This window comes from Achromobacter kerstersii (assembly GCF_902859595.1).
Lineage (GTDB): Bacteria > Pseudomonadota > Gammaproteobacteria > Burkholderiales > Burkholderiaceae_B > Achromobacter > Achromobacter kerstersii.
In genome coordinates this window covers 301,525-326,329 of record NZ_CADIJQ010000007.1, presented here as the reverse complement: position 1 = coordinate 326,329, position 24,805 = coordinate 301,525, and the positions used below count along the sequence as shown (strand labels likewise).

General features: G+C 62.2%; 23 protein-coding genes and 2 tRNA genes. 6 read left to right on the top strand and 19 right to left on the bottom strand.

From position 1 onward, the window contains the following. Positions 1-8 precede the first annotated feature (8 nt). Positions 9-800 (top strand): 4-hydroxy-tetrahydrodipicolinate reductase, encoded by a 792-nt coding sequence (gene dapB / locus HV765_RS21165; protein ID WP_054424443.1) that lies wholly within the window; start codon positions 9-11, stop codon positions 798-800. Positions 801-899: 99 nt separating this feature from the next. Here dapB and murB read toward each other — a convergent pair whose 3' ends face one another. Beyond that, entirely contained in the window at positions 900-1,946 is a 1,047-nt protein-coding gene (gene murB / locus HV765_RS21160) for a UDP-N-acetylmuramate dehydrogenase (protein ID WP_175170849.1), read from the bottom strand. Between the two features lie 245 nt (positions 1,947-2,191). Here murB and HV765_RS21155 point away from each other — a divergent pair. Then, a tRNA-Gly gene (locus HV765_RS21155) sits at positions 2,192-2,267 on the top strand. Positions 2,268-2,334: 67 nt separating this feature from the next. Here HV765_RS21155 and HV765_RS21150 read toward each other — a convergent pair. After that, positions 2,335-3,780, bottom strand: a complete 1,446-nt coding sequence (locus tag HV765_RS21150; RefSeq protein ID WP_175170848.1) for an aminotransferase-like domain-containing protein — start codon at positions 3,778-3,780, stop codon at positions 2,335-2,337. Positions 3,781-3,982: 202 nt separating this feature from the next. Here HV765_RS21150 and HV765_RS21145 point away from each other — a divergent pair, with 202 nt between their 5' ends. Next, complete coding sequence (locus tag HV765_RS21145; RefSeq protein WP_175170847.1) at positions 3,983-4,729, top strand: iron-containing redox enzyme family protein; 747 nt, start codon at positions 3,983-3,985, stop codon at positions 4,727-4,729. Positions 4,730-4,737: 8 nt separating this feature from the next. Next, the gene (locus HV765_RS21140; RefSeq protein ID WP_054424452.1) at positions 4,738-5,457 is read left to right on the top strand and encodes a hypothetical protein; all 720 of its coding nucleotides are present in this window, start codon (positions 4,738-4,740) and stop codon (positions 5,455-5,457) included. Between the two features lie 111 nt (positions 5,458-5,568). Here HV765_RS21140 and HV765_RS21135 read toward each other — a convergent pair whose 3' ends face one another. From HV765_RS21135 to gspG, 17 genes are all read right to left on the bottom strand, one after another. Continuing rightward, positions 5,569-8,193 carry a S8 family serine peptidase gene (locus tag HV765_RS21135; protein ID WP_175170846.1) on the bottom strand — a complete coding sequence of 875 codons (2,625 nt, stop codon included), beginning with the start codon at positions 8,191-8,193 and terminating at the stop codon, positions 5,569-5,571. 134 nt (positions 8,194-8,327) lie between these two features. Then, positions 8,328-9,758, bottom strand: coding sequence for a lytic polysaccharide monooxygenase (locus HV765_RS21130; protein WP_175170845.1), 1,431 nt, complete (start codon positions 9,756-9,758; stop codon positions 8,328-8,330). 364 nt (positions 9,759-10,122) lie between these two features. After that, positions 10,123-11,646, bottom strand: coding sequence for a lytic polysaccharide monooxygenase (locus HV765_RS21125; protein ID WP_175170844.1), 1,524 nt, complete (start codon positions 11,644-11,646; stop codon positions 10,123-10,125). A 152-nt stretch (positions 11,647-11,798) separates the two neighbouring features. Beyond that, on the bottom strand, positions 11,799-12,986 hold the full coding sequence (locus tag HV765_RS21120) for a sensor histidine kinase (RefSeq protein ID WP_054424459.1): 1,188 nt from the start codon (positions 12,984-12,986) through the stop codon (positions 11,799-11,801). 151 nt (positions 12,987-13,137) lie between these two features. Then, positions 13,138-13,824, bottom strand: coding sequence for a response regulator transcription factor (locus HV765_RS21115; RefSeq protein WP_175170843.1), 687 nt, complete (start codon positions 13,822-13,824; stop codon positions 13,138-13,140). 320 nt (positions 13,825-14,144) lie between these two features. Further along, positions 14,145-14,618: a type II secretion system protein gene (locus HV765_RS21110; RefSeq protein WP_175170842.1), complete on the bottom strand. Its 474-nt coding sequence runs from the start codon at positions 14,616-14,618 to the stop codon at positions 14,145-14,147. Beyond that, positions 14,605-14,994 carry a type II secretion system protein gene (locus HV765_RS21105; RefSeq protein WP_054424466.1) on the bottom strand — a complete coding sequence of 130 codons (390 nt, stop codon included), beginning with the start codon at positions 14,992-14,994 and terminating at the stop codon, positions 14,605-14,607. Before HV765_RS21105 ends, HV765_RS21110 begins: the two co-directional genes overlap by 14 nt. Beyond that, positions 14,969-15,445, bottom strand: a complete 477-nt coding sequence (locus tag HV765_RS21100) for a type II secretion system protein (protein WP_054424468.1) — start codon at positions 15,443-15,445, stop codon at positions 14,969-14,971. The genes HV765_RS21105 and HV765_RS21100 overlap by 26 nt, the downstream gene beginning before the upstream one ends. Before the next feature lie 9 nt (positions 15,446-15,454). Continuing rightward, positions 15,455-17,302, bottom strand: a complete 1,848-nt coding sequence (locus tag HV765_RS21095; RefSeq protein WP_175170841.1) for a secretin N-terminal domain-containing protein — start codon at positions 17,300-17,302, stop codon at positions 15,455-15,457. A gap of 60 nt (positions 17,303-17,362) precedes the next feature. Further along, positions 17,363-18,067: a hypothetical protein gene (locus tag HV765_RS21090; RefSeq protein ID WP_175170840.1), complete on the bottom strand. Its 705-nt coding sequence runs from the start codon at positions 18,065-18,067 to the stop codon at positions 17,363-17,365. After that, positions 18,067-18,639: a hypothetical protein gene (locus tag HV765_RS21085; RefSeq protein ID WP_175170839.1), complete on the bottom strand. Its 573-nt coding sequence runs from the start codon at positions 18,637-18,639 to the stop codon at positions 18,067-18,069. Before HV765_RS21085 ends, HV765_RS21090 begins: the two co-directional genes overlap by 1 nt. After that, positions 18,636-19,166, bottom strand: coding sequence for a hypothetical protein (locus tag HV765_RS21080; RefSeq protein ID WP_054424476.1), 531 nt, complete (start codon positions 19,164-19,166; stop codon positions 18,636-18,638). The genes HV765_RS21085 and HV765_RS21080 overlap by 4 nt, the downstream gene beginning before the upstream one ends. Beyond that, complete coding sequence (locus HV765_RS21075; RefSeq protein WP_175170838.1) at positions 19,154-19,909, bottom strand: hypothetical protein; 756 nt, start codon at positions 19,907-19,909, stop codon at positions 19,154-19,156. Before HV765_RS21075 ends, HV765_RS21080 begins: the two co-directional genes overlap by 13 nt. Next, on the bottom strand, positions 19,890-21,524 hold the full coding sequence (locus tag HV765_RS21070) for a GspE/PulE family protein (protein WP_254600660.1): 1,635 nt from the start codon (positions 21,522-21,524) through the stop codon (positions 19,890-19,892). Before HV765_RS21070 ends, HV765_RS21075 begins: the two co-directional genes overlap by 20 nt. Further along, entirely contained in the window at positions 21,521-22,714 is a 1,194-nt protein-coding gene (locus tag HV765_RS21065) for a type II secretion system F family protein (protein ID WP_175170837.1), read from the bottom strand. Before HV765_RS21065 ends, HV765_RS21070 begins: the two co-directional genes overlap by 4 nt. Position 22,715: 1 nt before the next feature. Beyond that, positions 22,716-23,213: a lytic transglycosylase domain-containing protein gene (locus HV765_RS21060; protein ID WP_245636356.1), complete on the bottom strand. Its 498-nt coding sequence runs from the start codon at positions 23,211-23,213 to the stop codon at positions 22,716-22,718. Next, complete coding sequence (gene gspG, locus HV765_RS21055) at positions 23,191-23,619, bottom strand: type II secretion system major pseudopilin GspG (RefSeq protein ID WP_054424480.1); 429 nt, start codon at positions 23,617-23,619, stop codon at positions 23,191-23,193. Before gspG ends, HV765_RS21060 begins: the two co-directional genes overlap by 23 nt. 318 nt (positions 23,620-23,937) lie before the next feature. Here gspG and HV765_RS21050 point away from each other — a divergent pair, with 318 nt between their 5' ends. Next, positions 23,938-24,618 (top strand): cytochrome b, encoded by a 681-nt coding sequence (locus tag HV765_RS21050; RefSeq protein ID WP_175170836.1) that lies wholly within the window; start codon positions 23,938-23,940, stop codon positions 24,616-24,618. A gap of 76 nt (positions 24,619-24,694) precedes the next feature. Then, positions 24,695-24,770 (top strand) — tRNA-Gly (locus HV765_RS21045). Positions 24,771-24,805 lie beyond the last annotated feature (35 nt).

Sequence of the window (24,805 nt, the reverse complement as noted above, 5' to 3'; positions counted from 1 at the left end):
TTTTTTTCATGCGTATTGCAATTGCCGGCGCCAGCGGCCGTATGGGCCAAATGCTGATCGACGCCATCCTCAAGTCCACCGACCTGCAACTGACGGTTGCGCTGGACCGCAAGGGTTCAACCGCCCTGGGCCAGGATGCCGGCGCACCGTTGGGCAAACAGACGGGCGTCCTCATCACCGATGATCTCGACGCCCTGGCCAACGCTGATTGCCTGATCGACTTCACGCGCCCCGAAGGCACGCTGGAACACCTGCAAGCTTGCGTCAAGCACGGCACGCGCGCCGTCATCGGCACGACTGGGTTCGACGACAACGGCCGCGCCGCGATTGAAGTCGCCGCGCAAAAGATCGCCATCGTGTTCGCGCCCAACATGAGCGTGGGCGTGAACGCCACGCTGAAGTTGCTGGACATGGCCGCCCGTATCCTGAATTCCGGCTACGACGTCGAAGTGTTCGAAGCGCACCACCGCAACAAGGTTGATGCGCCCTCTGGCACGGCCTTGAAGATGGGCGAAACCATTGCGTCGGCCTGGGATGTGGCGCTGCCTGATGTCGCCACCTGGAGCCGCCACGGCGACACCGGCGTGCGCAAGCCCGGCACCATCGGCTTCTCGGTGCTGCGCGGCGGCGATATCGTGGGCGATCACACGGTGTCGTTCTGCGGCATCGGCGAACGCATCGAAATCACGCACCGCTCGGGCAGCCGCGCGACCTACGCCGAAGGCGCGCTGCGCGCCACGCGCTTCCTGGAAGACAAGCACAACGGCCTGTACGACATGCAGTCGGTGCTGGGGCTCTAAGCCTGGCTCTGGCTCGGGCTCGGACTCGGGCTCGGGCTCGGGCTCGCGCCTATCAAAAAGGACCCCTGAGGGTCCTTTTTTTCGTCTGCCAGGCGCCGTTCACACCACGACGGGTTCGGGTTCCAGATTGACGCCGTAACGCGCCTGCACCGCCGCCTGGATGGCGTGGGCCAGGCCCATGATGTCGGCCGCCGTGGCGCCGCCGCGGTTTACCAGCACCAGCGCTTGCCGGTCATGCACACCGGCCGCACCCAGCGCTTGCCCCTTCCAGCCGCACTGATCGATCAGCCAGCCTGCCGCCAGCTTGTAGCGGCCGTCGGGCTGCGCATACGAGACCAGCCCCGGAAAGCGCTCCGCCAAGCCATCGCGCACGTTGGCTGCAACGATGGGGTTCTTGAAGAAGCTGCCGGCATTACCGGTCACGGCGGGGTCGGGCAGTTTCGCGCGGCGAATCTCGCAGACCGCGTCGAAAATGCCACGCGCGGTGGGCGCCCCTTTGGCCAGCGCGGCATGGCGCTGCAGGTCGGGATATCCCAATACCGGCTGCCACGGGCGCGGCAGCGCGAACCGCACGCTGACGATGATCCAGCGCCCGGGCGCATCGTGCTTGAAAGCGCTGTCACGGTAGGAAAAACGGCAATCGGCCGCGCTCATCTCGACCAGGCTTGCGGCCGGCACATCCCACGCCGTGAGGCTGTGAAAGCGTTCTTCGAACTCCACGCCATAGGCGCCGATGTTCTGCACCGGGCCCGCGCCTACGGTACCGGGAATCAGCGCCAGATTTTCCAGGCCATCCCATCCGTTGTTCACGCAGGTTTCGACGAAGCCATGCCAGCTCTCGCCCCCAGCGGCCTCGATGATCCAGGCATCCGGCCGGGATTCCAGCAAACGCACGCCCTTTAACGCAACCTTGGCCACCAGACCCGGCACTCGCTCGGGCAGCACCACATTGCTGCCCCCGCCTAACACCAGCAACGATTCTGCTTCGCGCGCCAAAGCCGACAAGGCGGGCAATTGCGCCACATCGTCCAGCGACACGAACGCCTGGGCTTGAGAGGCCAGCCCCAGCGTATTGAGCCGGCTCAGGTCTTGCGTGATGGGAATCAGCGCGCTTGGCGCCGGGTTGATAGCAGAAGGATTTGACATGGGTGCTACGGGTTGTGCTATAGTTTCTGTCTTCGCTCATATTACTTGATTGAGTGTTTGGGTCTGAATTCACTGCCTTTTTCAACAGCCGCTCTGCAAAGAGATCTCGGCGAAAAAAGCAAAAAGACATCAGGCTCATGACAAACTCAAAAAAATCATGTAAGATGCGCGCCTTCTGATCGATAACCAAGTTGATCAGAGTGAATAAGAAAACAGGTTCTGAGCAGTGCTAAGTCGGAACCCATGCGGGAGTAGCTCAGTTGGTAGAGCGCAACCTTGCCAAGGTTGAGGTCGCGAGTTCGAGACTCGTCTCCCGCTCCAAATTCAGATTTGCAGCGTTTCTTCAGAAGTTCTGCAAATCATTAAAAAGGGCCTACGGGCCCTTTTTTCATGCCTGTCTTTTTCGTGCCCGTGCGTCCGTGGCCATAGACTCCGAGGCCACGCCGACACGAAAGCGATCCAGCAACGCGCACAGACGCGGGTCGCTCGAATAGCCGATATTGAAGCGCATATGCCGCTCGAAATCGCCCCGGACCGAAAACAGCGTCCCTCTCAGCAGAAAGATCCCATCGCGAAATGCGGCATCAATAAGCCCGTCGATATCAACCTGCGCGCCCAGCCTTCCCCAAAGAAACAGCCCATCGTTGGGCGGCCCGTCGAATGCCACCCCCACCTCGGACAAGGCCAATCGCGCAGCCGAATGCGCCCTCAGAATGCGCCCGCGCAAGGCGCTCAGATGCGCCTGATAGCGTCCCGAGCGCAACACATGCGCCACGATTGTTTCTTGCAATGACGAACTGTGCTGCACCGACAGAATCTTCGCCTCGATGATGGGTTCGCAGAATGCCGGCGGACACGCGACGAAACCGACGCGCAAGGCGGGGCTCAGCACTTTGGTGAAGCTGCTGATGTAGAAGACGCGGCTCAAGCCATCCAGCGAACTCAGGCGCAGATTGCGTTCGGTGCACAGGCTGCCAAATACGTCGTCTTCGATGACATAAAAGCCATAGCGTTCGGCAAGCATCAGCAGGCGATACGCGCACGCGGGCGACAGTGTGAGGCCCGTCGGGTTGTGCAATACGGGCTGAATCACGAGCGCCTTGGGGCGGTACTGTTTGGCCACCGCTTCCAGCATGTCCAGATCCGGCCCGTCAGCCATGCGCGGCACCGACACGATGGACGCTCCCGTTTTCACGAGCTGCGCCTTGTGCATCATATAGCCCGGCTCTTCAACCACCACGGTGTCGCCCGGCCCCAGCAGCATCCCGCTGACCAGTGAAAACGCATGCGTTGCGCCGCAGGTCGTCACAATCTGCGTGGGCTGAGCATTGATCCTGATGTTGGCCAGGCGTGATGCGATCTGCTCACGCAACAGCGGCAAGCCCATCACCGAGACCGGTGTCGAAATGGACACTTCCTGGCGCATCAAGCGGCCAACCACCGCCGGCGGAATGGCGTCTTCCAGCCAATCTTCCGGCAGGAATCCAGACCCCGCAGGCACGGCATATCTGCCGAGATCAACCGCGTTCAACACAACATTTGCCGCGCAGTCGGGCCGCTGCACGGCGCCCGGGTGTTCCGCGTTCAGGATTTCCGGCTTGGGCAGCGCCACGAAAAAACCGGCGCCCACGCGCGAAAACAGCACACCATCCGAGACCAGCCGCGAATAGGCCGACGAGACGGTGAAGATACTGACATCAAGATCGCTGGCCAATCGCCGCACTGACGGAAGCCTTGCGCCCACGGGCCAGTGGCCGACATGGATCAGCCCTTGCACGCCCTCGTAAATCTGATCGACGAGCGTGCCTCGTCCCTGTCTATCGAGTGTGAACATACGCTGCGCGTCGAACCTCCCTCGCTTACACGTGTTGAACGCTGCACCAGAGCGGCTCGGCCGAGCATACCCCAAACTGTATGGTCAAACGCCCATAACGGTTTGCGCAGCAACATCAGAAAGGTCATCTGTTCGAATGCGGGCGCCGCACCTACTCTGGACATTTGAGTCCTTGCGCAACCCCCTCTTCAGGCGACTTCCCATGATGACGCTCCCTGTTCCTGTTTCGACCCCCGACTTCCGCGCCGAAATCGATGCCTTGCTTGAACGCCGGCTGACGCGCTTCTACCAGACGGTCAAGGGCGCCGATCATCTGCTAACCAGCAACGCCATTGACCCGGAATACTACAAACGGCATGTCATCGAGATCATCCTGCGCCTGCGTATGAAGCGCGTGATTGACGCCCTGACGGTCCACTACTTCACGAAGACCGATCCGGTGCTGGCCAAGAAATGGGCGGGATACACCGAAGAAGAAATGCTTCACGACAGCCTGTTCGCCAACGACCTGGAACGCATCGGGGTGACCAAGGAAGAGATCTATTCCACCGACCCGCTGCTGTCGACGAAGCTGCTCCAAGGGTATTTCTATTACGGACTCGAGCATGAAGGCCGCCCGCTGGCCTCGCTGTGCAGCGCTTACCTGATCGAATCGCTGGCCAACAAGACACAGCCGAAGTGGATCAGCAATATCGAACGCAACTTTGGCGATGGCGCAGCAAGGGGCCAATCCGCCCACGTCAGCCACGACATCGCCGACGAGCACATCGATTTCGTCTGGAGCGTGTTGTCGACCTTTGCCAACACCGAAGCAGACAGACGGCGTATCCGCGAGCACTTCGTCAATATCGCCGTGCTGTTCGAGGCCTTCTATACCGAAATGGCCAGCAAGTTCCTGGAGCGCCAGGAAAACCACGAGCCGATTGTCGACGCCATTGCCGCCAATTAGCCTGCCCCATGATAAGCATCAGCCGGTCCGTGTTGCTGCACCGCTTGAAAACCGCGGGCTACGCCATCAGCTCCGTCGTACTGATCAGCTGGGTGACGGATGCATTGAACGAAGGGTTGATGTTCAAGCCGCTGCTGCGATACCTGTACCCGCAGGCCGTCGAGAACTACCAGCATCCGTTCACCGACCACCCCAGCCTGATGATCTGGCTGGTGCCGCTGCTGGCCGCGTTGTTCCTGATGTTCGCCACGTCCACACTGGCCGTGCACCACTTCAAGCGCCGCCATCTATATCGCTTGAGCCAGCCCGTCGCGGCGCCTGCCATGGCGCATCTGGTGACGCGCGCCACAGGCGGCCAGGCACTGCTGGATGCGCTGCCAATGAGCGGGCGCCCGCCCTTGCATACGCTGCACGCCCTATATCTGCAGCCCAACGAACTCACACCGCTTGAGGCGCCCTGCGCGGCGATCGGCATTCGGCTGCGCGCGCGCGCTCTGCCGGACACCCCCGACATCCACCAGCAATACACGCGGCTAGGCCACATCCTCGAACAAATCCGCCGAGAGGCCGGACCCGACGAACGCATTGCGTTTGACCTTTCCCATTTGCCGCCGGAGCTGGCTAGCGCCGCCACGCTGGCCTGCCTGGAAAACGATGTGATGCTCTGCTATCTGGACGCCAAGCAGGTGTTGCGCACGCACCGGGTCATCTGCGAAATGCGCGAATAATTCCCACCCCGTAATCCCCAACCCGCAATCCCCAACCCGCGCCCCCATGAAAAAGCCCCTGCCGGGAGAACCCGGCAGGGGCTGGAACATCAGACGATAGCCTTCTGACGCTTAGCGCAGAATCCAGGCGTCACGCCAGTGCGAACCCGTCCCCGGCGCGTAGTGCGACGGCGAGGCGCTGCACCAGCCTTCATACGGCCAGAGCTTGCACTCGTAGGTCTTGCCGCCATTCTGGACCTTATCGCCCGCCTTGTAGGTCGTGCCAACCTGGTACTGCGGCACGCCGCCAACCGCCGGCTGAGCCGTCACGGTAACGGTATGGCTGGCCTGGGCCTCGCCGCGCGCGTTGCTCACCGTCAGCGTAAAGCGGTACGGCGTGTCCTTCGTGGCCGCCGGCGCCACAAAACTCAGGTCGGCCTGATCCAACGCGGCAGCCGAAATGCCTGCCGGCGCCGTCCAACGGTAACGCAGGTCGGTACCCACCGACGCCTTGCCGGACAACGTGACACGCTCACCCGCGCGCACCTTGGCCGGGCCGCTCAGCTTGGCTAACGGCGCGATCACTTCCGGGATCTGCTCCTTGGCCTTGACCTTCACGATATGGCTGGCCGTTGCGGTGCGGCCCTGTTCGTCGGTGACGGCGAGCTTGAACGTAAAGCTGCGGTCCGCACCCAAAGGCGGCGCCGTGAAGGACGCGGTATTACCCGCGGCATCCAGCGCCATGCCATCCATGCTGGTCCAGACAAACTTCAGCCCTTGGCCCGTCGACGCGCTAGCCGACAACGTCACGCGTTCCATTGCCTTCGCTTCGACTGGCCCGCTGATCTTGGCAACAGGCAGCGGAATCGGTGCAGGCGTCACATCGCAATCTTCCGGCGACTTCCAGGGCTTGCCCCACGGCGCCGAGTTCACATCCGGCGCTGCATCCACGTTCCAGTAATTCTGGTGATACAGCTTGCCCTTGTAGGAAACGGCTTCGTTCGGGACGTTGTAGATCTTCTTTGCCTCCCATGCAGGCGCCTTCGCGCACACGCCGACCGCGGCCTTCGCCTTGACCTGAACGCCATGATGCGTGGTCGCGGTGCGGCCTTGCGAGTCCGTCACCTTCACCGAGATACGATAGGAAACGTCCTGCGTGCTTTCCGGGGCGACGAAGCTGGCCTCGGCGCCTTGCTTGGCGAACGTCAGCGCCGGCTGGCTGCTCCACGCATACGACAGTTCCTTGCCGCTGGACTTGGCTGCTGACAAGACAACCTTGTCACCTGCCTGTGCGGTGGCGGGTCCGGTCAAGTAGGCTTGCGGAGGTTCCCCACCCATGGCGTCGCCGCCCAGCAGTTCTGCCGCACGCACCAGGTCCGGTTGCACGCCGATGTTTCTGACCGGGTCCACGACGGGCAACGGGTTGCCGCTGTCCACCAGAATCTGGCGCATGGTCTTGGGGGGAATGTTGCCCAGGCCGCGTTCGCGAGCCAGGCTCTGCAACCACGCCACGCTACCCGCAATGATGGGGTTGGCAGACGATGTGCCGGAGTACTTTAACGTGTACAAATCGTGCTTACCGTCCGCCCACGTCGTGGTGGTCACCTGCCCGCCCCAACTGAACACGTCGACCCGGCTACCGTACTCAGAAAATCCCGCGCGAGCTCCGGTGCCCGGATTGGCCGCTCCGACATAAATCGAACCGGAATCCCGCACCCGGCGGTCATATCGCCCCTTGAACCACGGGTCATCCAGGTTGGCGTTGCCATTCGCGGCCGCCAGGATACCGTGCACGCCCTTTTCCTTCACCAGATACGAGATCGCATCAAAGACGGCGTCAACGTTCTCGACCGGCAGGTAGCAAGTGATGTTGGGACCGCAGCCATTACCCCAGCCGTAGTGCACGCCAATCTGCAGCACGTCTCCGGCGCGCAGCACGTGGCGCAAGTCGATCATTCCCGCAACGCTGTATTTCGTGTAGCCCGCCTGCGCATTCGGCACAATTCCAGTGACACCAAAGCCGTTGCTCTGGCCGAACATGATCCCGGCTGACATGGTGTCGTGAGACCCGGTCACTCCCGAGCCGAGGTTATGCACCATGAAGGGTTTGGGCAGGTCGATGTGATCAAAGTCCCAATGGTCGATTTCGTTCGAGAACAGGCGAACGTTATCGCCGTAGTGGCCTGTCATGCGCTGGGCTTCAAACGCATTGACGCCGCCCAGCTTCCAAACCGCCGACTGTCCAGGCGGCCCCATGTGGGCTTGGCAACGAGACAAATAGGCGCCCGTGCAATCGGTGTAGTCGGGAATGCCCGAGATGCTGCTGGCGGGTTCAGCCCCAAATTGCGCATCTTGCGCGATTGGCACCGGAACGGGCTCGATCTGCGCGCTCTCGACCAGCGGATTGGACAGCAGCTGCGCGACCAGGGCCTCGGCGTCAACGCCTTGCAAGGCTTCAGCAGGAATCTGGTAATAGCGCAGCAGGTTATGGCGTTCCAGCGCCTCGACGTCTTCCACGCTGCGCGTCATCGGCGACAGCGCTACCAAGGGATGCATGGCGGGCGTCAGGCGCTTGAGGTCGTCCATGGCCTGCTGACTCTCGGGGCTCGCCGCGCGTCGCAGCGCCGGGTCTGGCGCTTCCGCCTTCAGTCGAACAAAAATGGGACGGGGTTCGTCGCCTTGCGCGGCGTGCGTAACCGGGGTGAAGCCCGCGCTAAACAACAGCGCGAGCAGTGACAAGTGCATAGTCTTTTTCATAAGTCTTCCGCGATCCGGCTAACCGCCAGATAAAAAGGCGCGATAAGAAAAAGCCCCCTCCTGAATCGAAAGGGGGCTCGCGTCAATCAGGAACCGCTGCGCAATGCGCAACGGTTCCCTTTAACGCCCGTGATTTACTTGATCAGGTTCCAGGCCTGGCTCCAGTACAGGCCCTTGCCGGGCTCGTAGTGGAACGGCGACTGGCCGCACCAGTTGGTGTAGGGCCACGGCTTGCACTCGTAGACCTTGCCCAGGTTCGTCACGCGCTCCAGCGGCTTGTAGGCGGTGCCAGCCTTGTAGGCCTGCACGGAACCATCAGTGACGCCGTCGTTGCCGCCGTTGTTGCCGCCTTCGTTACCACCGTTGTTGCCACCATCCACGACCGGCTTGGCCTTGACCGTGACCACGTGGGTAGCGTCAGAGGCGCCCTTGCTGTTGCTGGTCGTCAGCTTGAAGGAGTACTGCTGGTCCTTCGTCAGCGTCGGGGCAACAAAGCTCAGCGTGGGCTGGTTCTTCACGGCGGCGCTGATGCCGGCCGGAACGGTCCACGAGAACTTCAGGTCGCTGCCCGTCGACGCCGCGCCGGACAACTGCACCTTCTGGTCGGCCTGCGCAATGGCGGGGCCAGCGATGGCCGATTGCGGCGCGATCACTTCGGGAGGCGGCGGCTCAACCTGCGCCGATTCCTTGGTCACGGCGAAGTGGTACTTGTTGCCGTCGATCGAGTAGACGTGCGACTTGTCCAGACCTTCAGTGGCGGTCACGGTCTTGCCGTCAGCGCCCAGCAGGCCAACACGAACGCGTTGCGACGTGCTGTTGACCGCATCGCCCAAGGCCTTCGTCCAGCGCTCACCCTGGATGGCGTTCGCGTCCAGCGGCACGCGCAACTGTTCCAGGTATTCGCCATTGCGCTTGGGGTCAGCCAGGCGCCACACCAGCGAATCGCCCGCCACGGGCTGGCCGATCTTGTACAGCGCGCCGATGTCGGTCGGCAGGTTGATGTTGGCAGTGCCTTCGATGTTCACGTCGCCGCACGCGCGATAGGATTCACCCGAGGTGACGCCGTCGCCCACGTGGTTCGTGTTCCACACGCTAACGATCAGGTGGCGGCCCGTCTTGCCCGGGGGCAACGTGCAGCTGTATTCCTGTTCACGGTTTTCGCCCGCGATCGCCGGCGTGAAGTCGCGCTGTTCGCAGAACTTTTCCAGGTCGGAGAATTGCAGCGGCTTGGTGGAGTCGTACGGCATCTTCGTCACGAAGAACTGAATCGACTTCGTGCGGTGAGCCACGGTGTGGTTCCACTTCAGCGTGACCTTGCCATTGGCGTCCGGCTTGAGCGTCGTCACGGGCCATTGGGCCAGTGCGTTCAGGCCGCGATGCGAAGCCTTGGTGCCGCCGTCGCACAGCCGATCCCCCGGCGTGGTCGGGAACGTGGCTTCGCCACCCGGCTTCTGCCAGATCTCGCGCCAGTCGTACACACTGCCGCCTTGCGCCTTGTAGGCTTGGCAGCCTTCGCTCTGACTACCCGCGTAGCAGTGCAGAACGCGCGCCTTCGGAAAAGACATGGTGCCGTGCGCCAAAGCCGTACCGGACATTGCAGCCAGTACCACGCCACCGAGCAACGTAAGTTTGAAAGATCTCATTGGTATCTATTTATAAGAAGAGAGTTGAAGAATCACTGCATGAACGAGCCTGTTCCGCGCAGTGAGACCATTCTCGGCCGCAAGCTGACTCGCACTCAAAGTTGTTGAATGCTTTCTCAAAGCGCTTTAACCACACTTGCATCGCCCTGTTTGAATCGCTTGAAGCACTCCCAAAAAAAATCCCCCGCACTTTCGTGCGAGGGATGAATTACTGCTTGGCGCCGCCTTATTACCCACGGCTTTTTTACGATTTTCGATAACCGCTATGACTTGCGATCAAGCAGAATTACTTGATCAGGTCCCAAGCCTGGTCCCAGTTCAGGCCCTTGCCGGGCGCGTAGTGGAACGGCGAGGTGCTGCACCATGCGGTGTAGGGCCAGATCTTGCACTGGTAGTTCTTGCCACCGTTCGAGACCTTGTCGCCCGCGGCGTACGTCGTGCCTTCCTTGTAGGCCGGGTACGTGCCGGCGCCGCCGGTGTTGCCGCCATCGGTACCACCGCCGGTGTTGCCACCGTCAGTGCCGCCGCCGGTTTGTTCCTGCTTCTTGACCAGCACGGAATGCGACTTGCTCGACGAACCCTTTTCGTTCGTGACCTTGACGGTGAACGAGTAGGACTTGTCTTGCGCCTGGGCCGGAGCGGTGAAGCTCAGGTCAGCCTGGTTCAGCGCCGAAGCGGTGATGCCAGCCGGAGCGGTCCATTGGTACGTCAGCTTGCCGCCACCGTTGTTCGAACCCTTGGCCGACAGCGAAACGCGCTCGCCAGCCTTGGCCGTTGCCGGGCCAGTCAGTTCAGCCTTGGGCGGGTTGATGACGACGGGCGGGGGATCGACCGGCTCGGGAGCCTTCTGATCAATCGCAAAACCCACCTTCTTGTTCAGGCCATAGACCTGGTTTTCGGTGTCGCTTTGCTGCGGCGCGACCTGGCCGTTCGTCCCCATCTTGCCAACCCGGATCACGGACGACTTGCTGTTGACTTCCTTGGCCAGCGCGTACATCCACTGGGCAGCCTTTTCTTCACCGGCCTTGACCATGATCGAATGGCTTTCCAGATCGCCCGTGCGGCTCAGATCGAACACACGCAGGGTCATCTTCGAACCGGTATCCACCTGGCCGCCTTGCAGCGCGCCGCTGGCTTGCCATTGCACGTTGGCGGGCATCACTTCCACGTTCGAGCAAGCGTAGAAACCTTCAGCGTTGTCGCTGGGGTCACGTTGCCACACGCTGTAGATCACGCGCTTGCCAGTGAAGTGGGCGGGGATCTTGACGTCGAGCGGGGTGATCGAGTTGTTGGCCGGACGCGGCAGGAAGCCGGTGTCGCCAATCAGTTCCAGATCGTCCCAACGCAGGCCGCGCTTGGGATCGTAGCTGTCCTTGCTGATGTAGGTCTTGAAGTACGTGCTGACGTGAGCTGCGGTCTGCATGTACTTGAACTGCACATTGCCGTTGGCGTCAGGCGTGACGACCGTGGTGGGCCATTCGTGGTTGGCGTCCAGTTCCTTCCAGCTTTCCTTGCCACCGGCGCACAGCAGACCGTCGCGGATGTGGTCTTTGTGGTTGCTCTTCACGCCCAGAATGGCGTTGGACTGCCAGCTGCCCGCCAGATTGGCGATCTTGCCGCAACCCGAATGCTTGGGGCTGTTCCAAGGCGTGTCGTGCGTGTTGCAACCGTATTCACGGCTGGGAGGATCGATCATCGAACCGTGGGCCGACACCGTGGTCGGCGCCATGGCCATCAACACAGCCTGGGTCAGGGCGGCAACCGGCAATGCCAGCTTGCCGGCTGCGCCGCGCAGGGAAGTTTTCTTCATCAAATATCCTTATTTTTGGGATGTGTTTATGCACGCGACTGGCATCGGAAAAATGCACGAAACCCGCGAAGCGATGCCATTATTCCGCGCCGCTTTCATCACCAAAACCATTCTCAACACAGTCTAAAAAAAAGCGCCGTAAAGGCGCTTTTTCATGAGGCAGGATGCAGGCTTGCACTGAATTTCTCGCGCCTTGCCGCACATTTTTTTTCGTTCGATTCTTTGTGCATCAATGGAAATGTCAGCGAAAAAATGCTGCCTGCTTCCGGCCGCGATTCGACCGACAGATTTCCACTGTGCGCATCGGCCACCGCCATGACGAGCGACAGCCCAAGGCCTACGCCGTCGCCGCGCCGTCCATCGGATTCAATCTGGTAGAACGCCTGGCAAAGCTTCGGCACATCAACGTCCTGAATGCCGATGCCCTGATCCGCTACGCAGATGCGGCCCATGTCACCTTGCCGCTGCACCGTCAACGTGATCCGTGAAGACGGGCCCGAATACTTGATCGCGTTATCCAGCACATTCACGACCGCGCGCAACAACATGCAGTAGTCGCCCGCCACCCACATCGTTTCCGAGCATTCGCGGACACGGATGTCGATGCACTTTCGTTCGGCCAGAAGTTCAGTTTGATCCACCGCTTCGCGCCCCAGATCTTGCAACGACACGGGCAAAAATTTTGCCTTGTCCAAGCGTTCAGCGCGCGACACGTACATGCAGTCTTGCGCCACCGACAAGCTGTACTGCACCAGGTCACGCACCGAGTCCACGAACTCGTCTTGCTGCGGGTCATTGCTTTGCGCGCTTTGCTTTTCAAGCATCACCAACACCGTCGACAAAGGGCTGCGCAGGTCGTGCATCATTTGCAGCATCACTTCGCGGTCACGCGCGGTGTCTTTCTGACAGGCTGCGGGCGACTGCGCGGCAGCATCCGCCGCTGCCACCGCCTGCTTCAAAACACGCTTGCGGCGCGCCGATCGCGCCGCTTCAAAACGCCACCGCGCCACACAGCAATAGGCCAGCACGCCACCCCATACCGGTGCGAACATCGGCGTCCAGGTGCGCGCGGTGATCACCACCACGGCCGCCACAATCCAAAAGCCGACCAACCACGCCAAGGCGCGAAGACGCAGCCGCGATTGGCCCGACATGACGAACACCAGCGCCAGGCAGGCCAGAATGCCAAGGTCCACCCACACGCCCGGCGCGGCCGAGGTGATGGGGTGGTCACCCGTGGGCATGGCGAAGCACAGCAAGATGATGCCCAGGTTGCAAAACAGCAGCGCATCGTTCTTTTTCGCGCCCAAGCGCAGGAAAGGCTGAAGTAACAGTTTCATAGTCGATTCGGGAACAGGGAGACGCGAGCGCAATCGCGGCGGAAATCAGCCGGCGGCGCGAAAGCGGCAAGTCAGAAGGGGGGGGGGGAAACACAGATGCCACGGCCACCGTGGCTGAACACTCAGCAAAGCCGTAAAGACGGCCCGCGAATCAATGCATGCGTTCCAAGCGATAGCCGTAGTTGTAGACGGTGGCGATCACGTAGCCATTACGCGAGCGCAGGCCGAGCGACGAGCGCAGATTGCTGACGTAAGTCGCCAAGCTGGCGTCGTACTTGCGATCAGCCGTGCCCCAGATGTGTTTGCTGAGCGCATCTTTGGTGATGATGCGTCCGGGGTTCCTGAACAACAGCGTGGCCAAATCAAATTCACGCGTCGGCAAGTTAACGGGACGCCCATCGACGGTGACGGTTTTGGCTTCCAGGTTGAAGGCGAAGTGCCCCACCTGGAATAGCGCGCTATTGGCTTCGTCCCGTTGCGACTTGCGCAACTGCGCAGTCATGCGCGCCAGCAGTTCGCGTTCACGCACGGGCTTTTGCAGGTAGTCATCAGCGCCCTGGTTCAACGCCTGAACGATGCTTTCTTCGTCGTCGCGCTGGGTCACCATCAGGATGGGCAGCTTGGGCGACATATTGCTGCGCGCCCACTTCAGCACGGCCATGCCGGAGGCGCCCGGCACTTCCCAGTCCAACAGCACGACGTCAGCCGGCTGCGTTTTCAGCAAGGCGATAAAGCTGTCGCCATCGCCTCGTGTGTAGACCTGATGGCCATGGCGTTGCAGCAGCTTGGTAACCCACTCAACCTGAGCGGGAGAGTCTTCGAGAATCGCGACGATCATTCAGTAGATTTCCTATTGGCGGCAATTCCCGAATGACTATTTTTCTATTCCGGCAATCACATTTGATACCCCGGAAGAATGATTTCATGCAGGGATAGCAGCAACAATAAGAACTTTCTCAAAGAAAATAGGCGCAAGACAATTATCAAAATCTGACGAAAATTCGCAATCTTTTGACTATCTGTGTTCTGGCCATCTGTTCACGCGAACCGGGATGCTTGACCCCCAGGTGCTTGATTCCCTAGCGCTTGATTTCCTGGCCCTTGATTTCCTGGCGCTTTATCAAGACCTCCCTCTCCGCATGGAGTTCCCCCCAACGATCACATTGCGTCGAAGAAAACAAACTTCCAGTCCTGATAACTGGACTTGCCCGACAAGTCCCCAAGTTCCGCATCAAAGCCATCCTGCTTGAGCGGCGCGCGTTCCGACAGGCTGTACACGCCCATGATTCCTCCGTCTGGCGATTTGACGATGCCCCATTCCTGGCTGCCCGTGATCGGGTCCGTGTACACACGGCGCAAATGCCGTCGCGTGAACGACACCCGGTCGTCCTTGAGCAGCGCCTCCATCGTCTTCGGATAGGCGGGCGCCGTGCCTGACCGGTAGTAAGACGCCAAGGCCCGCTGAAACTGTTTGCCGATGAACAGTAATTCCGCCTCTTGTTCGCGCAGCTTCTTCGTATGCCAGGGCTGCGCCACCGCAGCCAGGCCGGTGGACACGGCCAGCACCAGCATCAAGATCGCCAGGTACGCCGAGCCTTCCTCACGCGCGCCGCCGCGCCTACCAGCTTGCATAATCAAGCCCATCCAGGCCGGTGCCCTTGGCGCCGCTGATCACGTCATTCACCCCGCTCTCTTCCCCACGCTGCGGCTGCCAGCTATCACGCCGACCCGTAACCGGGTCCATCGGCAACTCGCGCAGATAGCGGGCAGAGACCAGCGCTTCCAGCGTGTCCGGATTGCCGCCATGATCCGCGCGGTAGTCGTCCAGCGCATGCCGGATCGCCTGCAGGTTGTGCCGCAGCACGGTTTCGCGTGCGCGGTCGTTGCTTTTCAGGAATGACGGAGCAACCAGCGACATCAACGCGCCGATGATGGCCATGACGGCCAGCAGCTCGATCAGTGTGAAGCCGGCGCATGCGCGCCTACCACGCCGTGTATGGAATGCCATTGATACCCTCTCGGCGGTTCTTGGACCGCACATCAAATACATCTCGGCCCGACGAAAAAGATTCCGCCGAACTGTCATAACTGCGCGTGTCCCAGGTGTCGGCCGCCGCGCGTCCCTCGCAGTGTTCGCACATGGGGTCCGCGGGCAGGCGGCGCAGGAAGTAAATGTTGCCGCCATTGGGGTCTGTCTTGTCCTGCACCCCTTTGACCAGGCTGTCGAGATCAGGCGGGTAACCACTGCGGTCCACCGACTTCTCGATCTTGCCTTCGCGGCTGGCCTGGTAATAGGCGTCAATTGCGTTTCGGATGACTTGCAGGCTGTGGCGCAGTTCGGTTTCCTTGGCGCGCTGCTTCACCAGCGCCGAGAACGGCACCGCCACGCTCAGCAGCAAGGCCAGCAACGTCATTGCCGCCAGCATCTCGATCAACGTGAACCCGGATTGCTTACGCATGCTGGCGCCTTAGAACGGCGGCTTCGCCAGCGCCGCATCCAGCGCCGGGGACGCTTCACCCGCCGCCGCAGCCGGCGCCGCCGGTGCGGGCGCCGGGGCTTGCGTCGTCATCGGAACCACCGTAACGCGCGACTCCGTGCCCGACGGGAAGTAGCTGTCGGAGGCCGACGGCAGCGCCATCGAACGTTCGATGTGGGGTGTCAGCAGCAAGACGATCTCGGTGGTTTGATCCGTCTTCTTCTGGCCGCCGAACAGGCTGCCCAGCCATCCCATCACGCTCAGGCCCGGCAAGCCGCTGCTGCTGCGCGTCTGCTGCTGGTTCACCAGGCCGGCCAGCACCTGGGTTTCACCATCGCGTGCGGTCATCACCGTTTCAGCGTTACGGGTGCTCATCGGGTAGACGATGCCGCCGCCCGCCGTCTTGACCTCACCCTTGAGGTTGCTGACTTCCATGCTGACCTTGACGCTGACTTCGTTGCTCAGGCTGATGCGCGGTTCCACTTGCAGGATCAAACCCACATCCTGATAGTTCACCGATTCCGTCACCACGCCGTTGGCGTTCGTCGTCGTCACCACCGGCACCTTTTCGCCGATCTTGATGCTGGCCTTCTCCATGTTGCGCACCCGGATCTTCGGATTGGCAAGCACCTTCGTCTTGCCCCGCTTTTGCAGCATGTTCAGCGCCACAGAAAGATCATTGCGGCTGCCCACGCCGACCTTGCCCTGGTTCAGGTTCAGCAGGTCGCGCACGGTGACCCTGCCGCTTTCGCCTTGCGGCAGAATCGAAAAGCGTAGATCGCTGGGGTAGTCAACGCCGACTTCCAGCTCGTCATTGGCGTTCACTTCCAGGACTTGCACGTCCATCGTCACTTCCGACTGCGCGATGTCCAGCGCCGCCACCACCCGCTCCACCACCGCCATGACTTCTGGCGTGTCGCGCACCAGCACCGCGTTGGCGCGCTCATCCAGATGCACATTCTTCGGCGCGCTGATCTGCCGCAAGGCCGCCAGCACATGCGTCGCGTTTGCCTGATCCAGGTAGAACACGCGCACCATGAGCTCGCGGTATTCCTTTTCCTTGTCTGCGCGCGCCGGGTAAATCAAGAGGCTGTGCTGGTCCAGCACCTTCTTTTCCAGCTGATTGGTGCGCAACAGCAGGTTGATCGCGTCTTCCGCCGTGGTCTGCCGGGCCATGATGCTGGCCGGCATGGTCGTCTGCACGTCCGGGTCCAGCACAAAGTCCACGCCGGCCGCCAGCGAGATCGCGTCCAGAATCTGCACAATGGGCTGCGACTTGAAGTTCAGCGACACCGGCTTGCGCATGGCGTCAGCCAGCCTGGGCCGGGCAGCGTTGCGCCCCGCATCACGGCGCTGCATCTGGTTGCGCAACGCTTCGGCCTGCGCATAGCCCGGCTGCTCTTGCAGGATGCGGTTGACCTTGTACAGCGCTTCGGCCGGACGGTCGTGCTGCATGGCGGCGGCCTCGGCCAGCTCTTCTTTCAGATGGATACGCTGCTCCAGCTGCGCCTTCAACTGTTGCCCGCGCATGTTGCCCGGGTTCATCGCCAGCAGTTCGCGCACCTCTTCCAACGCTTCCTGCTCGTCGCCCGCTTCCATCTTCACGCGCACACGTTGCAGGATCTCGCGCGCCACGGCGATGTCGTCGCGGACCACGTTCTTGTTCGCTTCGATGTCGTTGGGATTGTTGGCCAGTTGTGCGCGGCCAGCGGCCAGACGCTCGGAGGCGGTCGGGGGTGGCGATGCGCCCAGCGCCCGCTTGAATGACTCGGGCGCCGCGCAACCGCTAAGCGCGACGGTCAGTGAAACCGCCAGTGCGGCAGGTTTGAAGCTCATCATTTTCTTTCCTAATTTGACGTGACGCCAGCCATGGGCGGCGTGCGCCCGCAGGCGCCGGGTCTACTGCGCCAAGGGCGCCAGGTCGACGTGTTGTTCTCGCCCTTTCGGGTCGATCAGCACCGCGCGCGAGGGCTCCAATGCCTTGAATTGGTACTGCTGCGCAACCGTGTCGCCCGGCCGCAAGGCGTCGGCGATGCTGCAACGCTGGCAGAGCAGATAGGTTTGGCCCTGACTCTCCAGCACGACAATGCGGTGCGCGTCATCGATCCACTCACCGACGGCATGAATGGGAACCCGCACAAGCTCCGGCTCACCCTTGGCCTGTTCCGGCGCCAAGGCATCTGGTTCCGCCGCCTGCGACGTGTCCGAACCGGGCGCGCCGTTTGGCGCTTGCGGCGCATTGCCGCCCACTAGCGACGCCCAAGGCTGCGACGGAAACAGGTCGACTTCTTGCGGGATCGCGGGTTCCTCAACGCGGGCGTCCTCAGAACCGACGGCTGCATCTGCGGGTGCTTCATTGGCGGTTGCGTCATTGCCGATTGCTTCATCGGCGGTTACTTCATTGACGACTGCTTCATCGCCGGCTGCTTCATCGGCGGCTGCGTCACTGCCGATTGCGTCACCGCCGGCTGCTTCATTGACGACTGCGTCAATCACAGCAGCTTCGTTCACCACGTCTTCATTGCTGGCCGCGTCATTGCTGGCTGCCGACGTCGCGGCGGCCAGCAGCATCGCTCCCAATGTGACTCTCATCAGGCGCTTCATTACACGACTCCCAACATGCTCAAGCGCATCTTTATGTTGACCAGCATGTTTTCCGGCCTCTGCCTGTCCAGCGCCAGCGACTCCAGGCGCAGCAGCGGATGCTCGGCCAGCTTGCGCAGCCCCGTGGACACGTCCTGGTACGAACCGATGGCCGTAATATCCAGCGATGTGCGGCGCAGCCGGCCCTGAATGGTGTCTTCGCCCTGATACTGAATATCCACCAGCAGCAGGCCCGCGCGCAGCAGCTCACCCATGATTTCCAGCTTGCGCTGGTCGGGGTCCAGCCGCATCTGCACGCGCAGCGCAGTCATGTCATTGCCAGGCGGCTCGATCGACGGGCTGCACGCGTGCAGTTCCCCATACATTTCCATGGCCCGGTTCTGCAGTTCGTTCTTCTCTGGCCAAAGCACCACAATGAAGTGGGCGAGCAAGACAAGCGCAGCGGCCAGGGCCAACATGCCGCCGCGGCCCAGGCGCTCCGCACAGCGCTGCCCATGCCAGCGCAGCCATGCCAGTCCATTGCCCTGCCGCATGGCGGCAACACGCAACTTGAGTGATCGAAAGGCATTCATCGCAGCTCCACCCGTACGGTGGCCATCGTGGCCAGGTTAGGATCGCCCGACTTGATGCCATGGCGCATCACCGTGGCGCGCATGCCCGATTCGGGTTCGTTCATGCGCGCGGCGAACGCAAAGATCTCGCTCAGATCCGCGGTCATGAGTTCCAACGACGCGGCCTTTCCCGCCAATTCAATCTTCAGGTTCATGACCGCAATCCGCGGCGCCCAGGCCGCCTCAATTGCGCGCAGCAACTTCGGCCGCAGCCGGTCTTCGGCGCTTTGCGCCGACAACAAGGCATCCACCTTTCGTTCTTCGGGCGACTGCGCCTGCATGCGGCGCAACTCGCGCTCATGCAGCATGCGTTGGTTGGCAAGCCGGTCATCCAGCTGGGTCACTTCGCTGCGCAGCGCCGCCACATCCCATTCGCGCCAGGCACTCAGCAAGCCGACGGCCAAGAGCAGCAGCACCGCCGCGATCGCGAGCGGATTCGCGGTCTTGCGCTTGCCGAAGTCGGGCGTGTTTCTATTCAAGCCGGCCATGTGCGCTCCGCTAACATTGCATGCGGAAAGCCCAGCCAGCGCGCTTTCGCCGCGGGAGGAAGCTGCTGCGGGGAAAGGGTCGATACCCAGCCGTATTGCGCCGGGGTCGTGCGGGCGCAAAGCGCTTGCGCGGCGGCAATGCCCGCATCGGCGGATTGCCCAGGCGACATCTGCAACGTGATCATGTCTTGCCAACCCTGCTCGGACTGCCACAAACAGGTCATCGCCGTACGCTCGGCCAGCACCAGGCATTGGCCGGCATGGCTGAGCGCGCCGCGAAAGCGTTGCACGCTGGCTGACAGCACGTCGCGGCATCCCGCTACCGTCCAGCCCTGCTCGCCCACTTTGCGCTCCAGCGCATCCAGCATCGTGGCGTCGGCCGCGAAGGCCAGGCGTGCCTGACCGTAACGCGCGGCCCCCAGGCGCACGCGCAGCGAGCCCGTAATACCGCGCTCACGCAGCAAGGCCTGCGCATAGTTGCACCAGTGGCTGTCGCCTCCCTTCAAACCCGGCTGCCAGGCCAGCAACTGGCCATGAAACCAGGGGTACCCCAGCCACACGTTCAAACGATTGCGCCAGCGCGGCCCGCGCCGCTCGACGACGCCCAGCAGCGACGCCACGGCGGTCGCGGGGTCCCCGGCGTGCAGGACTTTCATCCGGTCATCAAACGCGACGCCCGGCGCGAGCAGGCTCGCGTGTTCGGCGTCGATCAGCACGGTTTGTTCATTCCATAGCGACAGCACGGCAAACCTCCTGATAAGTGGTGAGTCCACGCGCCACCGCTTCGTGGGCGGCGTCACGCATCGATTGATAGTCAGCGCAGTGCGCCAGCGCTTCCAGGCGCCGCTCGGGCGAGCGGTCCAGCAGCGCACTTTTCATGCGGCTATCCAGCCGCAGCACTTCAGCCAGCGCAATGCGGCCAAGAAAGCCGGTGTGACGGCAGGCCTCGCAGCCCGGCCCCGCACGCGCCTCATCTTTGGGTGCGCAATGGGGGCACAAGCGCCGCACCAGCCGCTGCGACACCACGCCGTTCAGCGATTCCAGAAACGTGGCCGGCTCCACATCCATGTACAGAAAGCGGTCGATCACACTGAACGCGTCATTGGCGTGCACGGACGACAGCACCCGGTGCCCCGTCAGCGCCGACTGCACCGCAATGGCGGCCGTCTCGGCGTCGCGAATTTCGCCCACCAGGATCGTGTCCGGGTCGTGACGCAGGATCGATCGCAGGCCGCGCGCGAAGGTCAGGCCTTTTTTCTCATTGACCGGAATTTGCAGAATGCCGGCCATCTCGTATTCCACCGGGTCTTCGATGGTGATCAGCTTTTCGTCACCACTGTTCAGCTCGGACAGCGCGCCATACAGCGTGGTGGACTTGCCGCTGCCGGTCGGGCCGGTAATCAGCGTCAGCCCATACGGCAATTGCGCCAGCGCACGAATGCGCCGCGCCGTCTCCGCCGGAAACCCAAGGGTGTCCAGGCTGAGCTTGTCACCCCGTTGCGAGCGATCCAGCAGACGCAACACGGCGTTCTCGCCGTGGTTGCCCGGCATGATCGACACGCGAAAATCCACTTCCCGCCCCTGCAGCACAACTTTGAAACGGCCGTCTTGCGGCACGCGCTTTTCAGCGATATCCAGGCTGGACAGCACCTTCAGGCGCGACATCACCTGGTTGGCGGTCACCTGCCCCGGCACCTGACGGATGCGCAGCATCACGCCATCGATGCGGTAGCGGATCAACAAGCCTTCTTCATCCGACTCCAGATGGATATCGCTGGCACGGCTTTGCAGCCCGTCGTAGAGCGTCATGTTGACCAGGCGAATCACGGGGCTTTCGTCTTTCGCCAGCGACGCCAGGGAAATCGACTCAACCGCCTTGGCGAGCGAATCGTCTTCCATGTCGACGGCCACGCCGTCCATCACCCGCTCGCTGGCCTCCGCCTGCTTCAGCCACGCGTCCACTACGCCCGACGGGCACAACGCAAAGCGCAGCACGCGGCCAGAGAACATCGACTGCAGCTTCAGACGCGCCGCGCGCGAGAACGGATCGGCCAACGCCAGCAGCAGCTCGCCATCAACATCCAAGGGCGCGGCGCGGCAATTCAGCGCCTCGGTCAACGACAACGCATCAAAGCGCGGTGACGCCTGGCGGCACTGCTCGGCGCTCAGCGCCTGCATGCCCAGCGCTTGCGCAAGCGGCGTCAGAAATTCCGGACGGCGCGCCAGCTCTTCATTCAGGTATTCGGACAGCGCCACGCTGCGTTCAGCGGCCTGCTCTTGCCACAGCCACCAGGCCTCGCCAGCCGCCGCCGCGTTCGTGTCGTCGTGATTGAATTCGATTGTTTGACTGCCACTCATCCCAGACTCCCCGCCATCTCGAAGATGGGCATGTACAGCAAGATGACGATGGCGCCGACCAGGCCGCCCACCACCAGCATCAACAATGGTTCGAACACTTTTCCAAAGACTTCGATGGCATGGTCCAGCGTGCCGTCGTGAAACTGAGCGATGCGTTCGCACATGCCGCCCAGGTCTCCGCTTTGCTCTCCTACGCGCAGCAGCCGTTCCGCCACCGCCGTCGTCAACCCGTGCCGCGTCAAGGTCTCGGCCACCGGGCGCCCCGCCCGCAACTCCTGCAACGCCAGCTCCAGGCGCTGCGCATAGGCGGCGGGCAAGATCCGCTCGGATAATTCAAAGGCCTGCAGGGCAGGCGTTCCGCCCTCGATCAGCAGTCCGACCGTGCGATAAAAACGCGCCAGCACGAACAGGTTGCCCACATCACGCAGCTTGGGCATACGCCAGAACAGATTCATCAACGCCGCCTTCATGCGTTGCGTGCGCAGCACCAGCGCGGTGACCAGCAGGGTCGCGCCGATGCCGGCGCCCAACCATTCGCCGTCGGACTGCACGAGCCTTGCCCACCACAGCATCGCTTCCGCCGTCGCCGGCAGTTCGCGCATGCTTTCGAAGACAACGGCAAAGCGCGGCACCACGAAAAACAGCATGAACAGCAAAATGCCGAAGCCCACCGCAATCACCACCAGCGGGTACACCAGCGCGCCCACCACTTTCTTGCGGATGTTCTCGATGCGCAGCTCGTAGTACTGATAGCGCTTGAGCACCGTCGGCAACTGCCCGCTGCCTTCCGCTGAGGCCACCGTCGCCACCAGCAAGGCCGGAAACACCGAAGGCTGCGCCTGCATGGCCTTGGACAACGGCAAGCCCTGATAGAGCGACCGCAGCACGCCGGTCAGCGTGGCTTGCAGCGCCTTGTTGCCCTGGCCCGCCTTGTCGCTCAAGGCCTCCAGCGCTTCGATCAAGGCCAGGCCGGCCTCAAGCAAGGTTGAGAGTTCCTGAAGCAGCAAGCCCAACGAGAAGCCCTGCTTGCGCTGCGCGGCATGACGCCGGCCGGCGGGCGCGCGCTTGACCTCCAGCACCATGCCGTCGGCTTCGCCGACCTGCGCACGCGCTTCGCTTTCGTTGACGGCGCGCACGGTCTGCACGCGCACCTCTCCCTGCCTGAGCAGGCTGATTCGGAACTCATTCATGTCATTGCCGCGCCAGTTGCGCCTGGCGGACCTTGTCGTCACGCGCCTGCGCCAGAACCAGGTAGTGTTGCCACACGCGCTTCACATACCGCTTGCGCGCCTCTTCGCGGGAATCCGCGCCACCGGCGTTGTAGGCGCCCACTGCCCGCCACGTGTAGCCATAGCGCTTGATGAAATCGGCCAGAATTTCGGCGCCCACATCAATGGACAGGCACGGCTCGTCCAGCAGTTGCTGGCGCGTGATGCCCCGCTTGGCCAGCCACGTCAGATGGATGCTGTTGATCTGCATCAGCCCGACGTCTTGCGTGCCGTTGGTGTTTTGATTGACGGCGCGCGGGTTCAGCGACGACTCCACCTTGGCGATCGAATACAGCAACAGCGGATCAACGCCGTGGCGGTCGCCCGATTCCTGCCAGCAGTTGGCGGCGGCGCCCGTGCTGAACGTCAGCGCGGCCAGCGCGGCAAGCGCCGTCGATTTAGAGGCCGTAGACCAACTCACCGTTGCCTCCCGCCCGGCCTTCTTCGCCATAAGACACCACCTCGGCATCGCTGCTGCGACCCGGCACGTTCAAGATATACGGACGGCCCCAGGCGTCCGCCGGCACGTCCTTCGCCAGATACGGGCCGTGCCAGTTGGGCGTGCCTTGAGGTTGTTTATTCAATGCTTGCAATCCCTGCTCGGTCGTCGGATAACTGCCCACGTCCAGGCGATATTGCGTCAGGGCGTCGCCCAGCGTTTTCATCTGCGCCTGCGTCGCCTTCACCTTGGCCCGGTCGACCTGGGAGAACAGCTTGGGGCCGACATAGCCGGCCAGCAACGCGATGATCAACAGCACGACCAGCAGCTCCAGCAAGGTAAAGCCTTGCTGCAAGCCGAGACGGCGTCGGAAGTTAAGTGTCTTCATGTGTCCGCTTTTCTGAATGGAGGAATGCCGCGTGGCGGCAACTCATGGTGGAAGGCAAGAAGAGGCCAGCACCGTGAAGAACGATGGTGGTTCCATGCGCCGGCGTTGCCGGACCGCATCAATGACGGGAAATCTCTTCGCAGGACCGCATATTTCCATGCGCACCCCAGTGCCTCAACGTTTCTAAAAAGAACTTCAACCGGTTTGAAGAAGCGTTGAGGAAGGTGGTGCGGCGGGGCATGGGGCGCTTCAATCACGCCTCTTTGGCCCTGCCTCGCCCTTCGCGTGCGCAGCCCGGCCCCGCTAGAAGGAAGATCCATGAATCCCGGCGTTGCCCGCCCCCTCGACCCCGTGGCCGCACAGGCCTATACCCGGGCGCAGATCGCCCTGCATTGGCTGAGCGTCAGCCTGATGGCCGTGCTCGCGCTCAGCGGGGAAATTCGCCATTTGCTGGTGAGCCACACCGCCATCCCGATGCGATGGGTGATGATCTTGCACATTGGCTGCGGCATGGCGCTATTGCTGGTCACGCTGGCGCGCGCGCTTGTGCGCATGACGCGCCGCCGCGCCGCAGCGGCCGGATTCTGCATGCAGGACGCTTGCGCGCATGCCGTGCACTTGGCGATCTATGCGTTCATCCTGGCGGAATGCCTGCTGGGCTGGATCATCGTGAACGCCAAGGGCTTTGCGATCCCGTTGCCGCTGACCGGCCTGGAATTCCCCCGCCTGGTGGCGGCCGACCCCGCGCTTGTCATTACCGCGATCTGGGCGCATGACGTGCTGGCCTGGATGTTGTATGGCCTGCTGGCGCTGCATATCGGTGCGGCGCTGTGGCACCACTACGTCAGCCGGGATGACACGCTGGCGCGCATGCGCTTGCGGGTGCGCCAGCAACGCCAGGTTCAGGCTCAGATCCCGGATCAGGCTCGGGCTCACACTCAGGCGCAGACAGGCGTCGGCGCGCCCTTGGCGAAACCGGGGCGTCCCCTGGCGTCATGACGCATTTTTTTATTCGGCGTGCATTTTTCTAAAAATTGGGTATACTTCCGCCTCGCTTGCAAAATAAGCAGCGTACGCGGGAGTAGCTCAGTTGGTAGAGCGCAACCTTGCCAAGGTTGAGGTCGCGAGTTCGAGACTCGTCTCCCGCTCCATATTTGGATTGGCAGCATCCGGTTTACCGCCTTGC

Bases quoted from the DNA above. Each gene is read 5' to 3' on its own strand.
- HV765_RS21090 (WP_175170840.1), bottom strand. From the start codon at position 18,067: ATGAAGCGCCTGATGAGAGTCACATTGGGAGCGATGCTGCTGGCCGCC.
- HV765_RS21070 (WP_254600660.1), bottom strand. From the start codon at position 21,524: ATGAGTGGCAGTCAAACAATCGAATTCAATCACGACGACACGAACGCG.
- HV765_RS21065 (WP_175170837.1), bottom strand. From the start codon at position 22,714: ATGAATGAGTTCCGAATCAGCCTGCTCAGGCAGGGAGAGGTGCGCGTG.
- HV765_RS21110 (WP_175170842.1), bottom strand. From the start codon at position 14,618: ATGCAAGCTGGTAGGCGCGGCGGCGCGCGTGAGGAAGGCTCGGCGTAC.
- HV765_RS21120 (WP_054424459.1), bottom strand. From the start codon at position 12,986: ATGAAACTGTTACTTCAGCCTTTCCTGCGCTTGGGCGCGAAAAAGAAC.
- HV765_RS21080 (WP_054424476.1), bottom strand. From the start codon at position 19,166: ATGGCCGGCTTGAATAGAAACACGCCCGACTTCGGCAAGCGCAAGACC.
- gspG (WP_054424480.1), bottom strand. From the start codon at position 23,619: ATGAAGACACTTAACTTCCGACGCCGTCTCGGCTTGCAGCAAGGCTTT.
- HV765_RS21085 (WP_175170839.1), bottom strand. From the start codon at position 18,639: ATGAATGCCTTTCGATCACTCAAGTTGCGTGTTGCCGCCATGCGGCAG.
- dapB (WP_054424443.1), top strand. From the start codon at position 9: ATGCGTATTGCAATTGCCGGCGCCAGCGGCCGTATGGGCCAAATGCTG.
- HV765_RS21125 (WP_175170844.1), bottom strand. From the start codon at position 11,646: ATGAAGAAAACTTCCCTGCGCGGCGCAGCCGGCAAGCTGGCATTGCCG.
- HV765_RS21145 (WP_175170847.1), top strand. From the start codon at position 3,983: ATGATGACGCTCCCTGTTCCTGTTTCGACCCCCGACTTCCGCGCCGAA.
- murB (WP_175170849.1), bottom strand. From the start codon at position 1,946: ATGTCAAATCCTTCTGCTATCAACCCGGCGCCAAGCGCGCTGATTCCC.
- HV765_RS21115 (WP_175170843.1), bottom strand. From the start codon at position 13,824: ATGATCGTCGCGATTCTCGAAGACTCTCCCGCTCAGGTTGAGTGGGTT.
- HV765_RS21135 (WP_175170846.1), bottom strand. From the start codon at position 8,193: ATGAAAAAGACTATGCACTTGTCACTGCTCGCGCTGTTGTTTAGCGCG.
- HV765_RS21105 (WP_054424466.1), bottom strand. From the start codon at position 14,994: ATGGCATTCCATACACGGCGTGGTAGGCGCGCATGCGCCGGCTTCACA.
- HV765_RS21140 (WP_054424452.1), top strand. From the start codon at position 4,738: ATGATAAGCATCAGCCGGTCCGTGTTGCTGCACCGCTTGAAAACCGCG.
- HV765_RS21150 (WP_175170848.1), bottom strand. From the start codon at position 3,780: ATGTTCACACTCGATAGACAGGGACGAGGCACGCTCGTCGATCAGATT.
- HV765_RS21050 (WP_175170836.1), top strand. From the start codon at position 23,938: ATGAATCCCGGCGTTGCCCGCCCCCTCGACCCCGTGGCCGCACAGGCC.
- HV765_RS21095 (WP_175170841.1), bottom strand. From the start codon at position 17,302: ATGATGAGCTTCAAACCTGCCGCACTGGCGGTTTCACTGACCGTCGCG.
- HV765_RS21100 (WP_054424468.1), bottom strand. From the start codon at position 15,445: ATGCGTAAGCAATCCGGGTTCACGTTGATCGAGATGCTGGCGGCAATG.
- HV765_RS21130 (WP_175170845.1), bottom strand. From the start codon at position 9,758: ATGTCTTTTCCGAAGGCGCGCGTTCTGCACTGCTACGCGGGTAGTCAG.